Origin of the sequence: Mesorhizobium sp. M7A.T.Ca.US.000.02.2.1 (assembly GCF_003996995.1) — a bacterium.
Taxonomy (GTDB): Bacteria; Pseudomonadota; Alphaproteobacteria; order Rhizobiales; family Rhizobiaceae; genus Mesorhizobium.
The window spans coordinates 1-4,413 of sequence record NZ_RZTT01000464.1 but is presented as its reverse complement, the minus strand read 5'-3'; the positions used below and the strand labels follow the sequence as shown (position 1 = coordinate 4,413).

Sequence of the window (4,413 nt, the reverse complement as noted above, 5' to 3'; positions counted from 1 at the left end):
GAGATTGACCGAATACCAATCCTCGCCGTCGAGTTCCGAACGCTGGATCTCGATCTTGCCGAAGGCGGCAAGCTGAGCGGCAATACGCTTGGCTTCTCCGGCATCCTCGAACGAACCGGCAGCGACGTAGTCGGTGGACGGCCCGGCCGGTGGCGGCTGCCGCTTCCACGATTGAAGCACGTCGGCCGGCGACATCCCGTCGCCACCCATCGCGGCGAAGGCATTTGAGGCGCGTTCGACCCGCTCGTCGGCATAGGACAGCGAGGCCACGGCAAACGGTGATTGCGGCGGCAGATTGATCTGCGGGCGTTCCGGCACGATCGGGCCGACATCGGGAAGCGCCAGATCGCCATACGCCGACGGCTGCGCCGACATGGCCGGCTGGACAGAACCGGAATCGGTCAACTGGCCCGGAAACGGCACGGCCGCGCTGCCCGCAGGCAGGCTTGGCGACGGCCCGTTCATGGCGACCATGACGCCGGTCGGCAGTCCGTCCGACGGGTCGGGCACTCTGTTACCGGGATGGTAGGAAGCCATCAGATATTGGTCGTCATCGCCGTCAAGCGGCGCGCGGCCGACATATTCGACCTTCACCTGAGCGGTGCCGGTGTTGGCATAGTCAAGCATCTGGGCAGCGCGCTCCGACACATCGATGATGCGGCCTTCGTGATATGGGCCGCGATCGTTGACGCGAACGATGACCGAGCTGCCGGTCTTGAGATTGGTGACACGGGCATAGCTTGGCAGCGGCATGGTCGGGTGCGCTGCGGTCAGGTGGGTCATGTCATAGACTTCGCCATTGGCGGTAAGCCGGCCATGGAAGGCGTCGCCATACCAGGAGGCCAGGCCGACCTTGGCGTAGCGCTTGTCTTCCTTCGGGTAATACCACTTGCCGCGGACCTGATAGGGTTTGCCGAGCTGATCCCTGCCGCCGCCACGTTGGATGCGCCCATTCTGGGAGATCACACGCGGGCTTGCCTTCACGCCATATTCGGATTCGGCGAAATATTCCTTGGAGCGGGTCTTCTTGTAGACCATCGCTTTCGGCTCGGGCTGCGACGCACAAGCCGCCAGCAAGGCGGCCGAAATGGCGAACAACGCGACTGTAGCAGCGCGACGAAGACGCGGTTCCGTCACAGCCTGCATTTTCCTGATGTCCCCTTCAGTCTTGACCTGGACGTCGTATCCAACCGTCGAAGAAGCCGAAACACTCACCCGACCAATACCAGCGACGCCTTTGAACCCCGATCCTTTGTGCGCAGGAATTGCTTATCACGGTATTAACCGATTGTGGCTGCAACCGGGCAAGATTGTGGCGTCTCCACCACGAGAGCCCTCTGAAAAGTAACGATTTTCGCGCTTCCACGCGAGAGATGTGATGCCCTCTGCCACAGAGAGCCTGGCTTCGCTCCTGCCGGCGATACCTGCCCGTTGACAGGCTTTGTCGGGCAGCGGAGCGACTGTCCGGAACAAAGAAATGCGCCGCTAGTTTCATCCGCAGGGCACTCGAACAGAAGGATGAGCATGATGAAAATGGCTTCATTGACAATCGCGATCGCAATGTCACTTTCTGCCGGGTCTGCGATCGCCGCATGCCCGGACAAGTCGGCTTCCAATGCCGGGACGGATGCCGAGCAGACCGCCGGCATTTCGAAAGATGGAACTCACGCGCCCTTAGAGGCCCCGAAAGCCACGGACAGCGCGGGCAAGCCAGCCGCCAAGGATGGCGCCACAATGCCATTGGCGGGCGCTGAAGGCGGCGGCGACAAGAATCTCGCAACCTCGCAGCAGGACATTGAGGCGCAGCAGCATGGTGATAAGGCCGCGGCGGCAAAGGCCGATGAAAGCTGCAAAGACTGAGAACTGTGCAGGCCGGAGCTGTTTTGAGCTTCGGCCTTCCTCACGAGTAGCTGGTCGGTAGCCGGTTCGCGCCCTTGCTTGGGTTCCTGCACGGAAGCACTGCAGCGCGTCAGGCTTCTCCCGTTCGCGTGCAAACCCTGTGCATCCAGCCGGCGGGCTCCTTCTTCATGCACCAATGGGATCGCGATAGTTCCGGTGTTCGATTCCGACACGCTCAGGCCTGCCAGGACAGCAGGAAGCCACACAGCGGTGGTTGACGCAGCCCTCAATGCCGCTCTACAGGAATGAATCGCGAGCCAGCCGGGAACGCCTTCGGTACCAAATCCGGTGCCAACAGGCCAAACGAGTTGGCCCCGCGCTGCCCAAGTGGTTGAAAAACCACGTTGGAGGAATGGCCGAGCGGTTTAAGGCACCGGTCTTGAAAACCGGCGTGGGTGCAAGCTCACCGTGGGTTCGAATCCCACTTCCTCCGCCAGACGTCGAATTGTCCAGCCCGGAGACATGGGTAGCAGTTTGTACCTAAGACACGATGACATCGTGCTTGGTTGCAAGGTCCTCTGTTCCAAGTCGATATATCCGAACTGCGAGTCATCGTCTCGATCAGAGCGCCCGGTTGCGTCAGGCTCACTTTGAAGTTCGGATTTCGGATTGATGACTGTTATTTCCTCTCGGGAGCGCTCCGCCGAACATCTCCATGGTCCTTTCAATGAGGTGATAGATAGTCAGGCTGCGCCGGCTGCAGTCGCGTCAATGGCTGGAGGAAGTGATCGTTGATGACACCGGCCGCCCCTGCATTCAGGCATGGGCGGCCGTCTTGTGGGGCGGGATGACGCGGCTCGATAAGCAGCCAGCCTGTTGGCGCTGGATCGCTCCAGCTTTCGCCACCTCCCCCAGTTCAGCCCGCGGTGCTTGGCACAGGCGTGTTGAGCAGCTGCTGTTCCCAGAGGTACGCGATGCCGCTGCCAGCGACGTGCTGCTTGAGCACTTCCGTCAGCTCCCCGACGTGCTCAGTCCGCGCCCAGTCGCGCTGCCATTCCGAGGCCAGCGCCAGCCAGGTCATCATGTTCGCACCGGCCGCGATCATGCGCTGGATGGCGACCTCGTGCGCTTCGACCGACGTGCCGCCCGAGGCGTCGGCGATGACCGTGACGTCCCAGCCTTCGCCCAACGCCTGGATAACCGGCATGGCGACGCAGATCTCGGTCCACAGGCCGGCGATGATGAGCTGCTTGCGGCCGGTCGCCGTGACCGCGTCCACGACCTTCCTGTCTTCCCAGGTATTGATGAACGTCCGGTCGATGACCTCCTGGCCGGGAAATACGTCGGTGATGTGGGGGAAGATCAGGCCGCCCCGATCGGCAACGACGCTCGTCAGGATGGTGGGAACGCCGAAGGCCTTCGCGGCCTTTGCCAAGGCCGTTGAGTTGTTGACCACTGCATGCGGGTCGTGGCTGTTCAGGTTCGAGAGCTGGTAGGGCTGGTGGTCGATAAGAACGAGTACCGAATCTTCGGGACGAAGAAGCGAAGCAAGGCCGTTACGAGGGATCATCAAGACTTCCTTTCTCTGCCGTCTGGACGGCATGGGTTTCGGGAGACATGCGCCAGCCGGCGACGTTGCCGAAACGCAATTTGCTGTTCCTTTTGGTGATGCGATAGTGCCATAATCAGGCAAGCTGTGTCGCGAAATGAGGAACGCCGATTGGACATCGAAGATCTGCAGACATTCGTCGTAGTGGCCGATGCCGGGGGCGTATCGGCCGCCGCCCGCCGGCTCGGCGTCTCCAAGTCGATCGTCAGTCGGCGGCTCTTTCGGGTTGAGGCGGAGCTTGGCGTCCAGCTTCTTGCACGAACGACCCGCGGCGCCGCGCTCACGGAGGCGGGAATCACTTTCAGAGATCATGCGGCCCGAGCCAGCGCCGAGATTGATACGGCCAGGGAAGCGATCTTCCCCACCGGTGAGCTACGCGGCCGCCTGAGGGTTGCCATGCCGCTTACTTTCGGCGCGACCCATTTTGCCCCCGTGCTCGCGGAAATGGCGCGTCTGCACCCGAATCTTCACATCCATACTTCATACAGCGATCGCTTCGTCGATCTCATCGCAGAGGGTTTCGATTGCGCGATCCGGGGCGCCTACCTTCAGGACTCCAACCTGATCGCGAAGCGCGTCGGGCCTATCCATGGAAAGCTTGTCGCGAGCCCGGACTACATCAAAGCGCACGCGTCACCCGAGACTCCGGACGAACTCGTTACCCATCAGGCCCTCATGCAGGGAACGGAAGCCTGGCAGTTCATGGATGGCGGCAAGATTGTTACGGTCCAGCCGCAGGGAAGATTCAAGGCCGACAGCGCCACGGCGCTTGCCGCGGCGGCGGCGGCAGGTCTCGGCATCGCCTGGCTCCCCGATTGCATTACACATGAACATGTGGCCTCCGGCGCGCTGGTCCCGATCATGACACGATATCCGGCACCTCCGGGGGCCGCGTATGTCGTACGCCCGCCGGGGCAGCATCCTACGCGGAAAGTGCGCGTGCTCACCGAGATGCTGATTGAGTA

General features: G+C 61.8%; 4 protein-coding genes and 1 tRNA gene. 3 read left to right on the top strand and 2 right to left on the bottom strand.

Annotated features, from left to right (window positions below; all coding sequences use genetic code 11):
- Positions 1–1,146 (bottom strand): septal ring lytic transglycosylase RlpA family protein (locus EOD15_RS29405; protein ID WP_148129690.1); only part of this gene is annotated, 1,146 nt, incomplete at its 3' end.
- 372 nt (positions 1,147–1,518) lie between these two features.
- On the opposite strand from EOD15_RS29405, the gene EOD15_RS29400 reads away from it, so the two are divergent.
- Together EOD15_RS29400 and EOD15_RS29395 are read left to right on the top strand one after the other, a co-directional pair.
- Positions 1,519–1,860, top strand: coding sequence for a hypothetical protein (locus EOD15_RS29400; protein ID WP_245463800.1), 342 nt, complete (start codon positions 1,519–1,521; stop codon positions 1,858–1,860).
- Between the two features lie 385 nt (positions 1,861–2,245).
- Positions 2,246–2,335: transfer RNA gene (locus EOD15_RS29395), tRNA-Ser, on the top strand.
- Positions 2,336–2,755: 420 nt separating this feature from the next.
- Here EOD15_RS29395 and EOD15_RS29390 read toward each other — a convergent pair.
- Entirely contained in the window at positions 2,756–3,409 is a 654-nt protein-coding gene (locus EOD15_RS29390; RefSeq protein WP_127322253.1) for a hydrolase, read from the bottom strand.
- 150 nt (positions 3,410–3,559) lie between these two features.
- On the opposite strand from EOD15_RS29390, the gene EOD15_RS29385 reads away from it, so the two are divergent.
- Positions 3,560–4,413, top strand: an 854-nt coding sequence (locus EOD15_RS29385; RefSeq protein WP_148129689.1) for a LysR family transcriptional regulator, incomplete at its 3' end; no start/stop codon positions are given.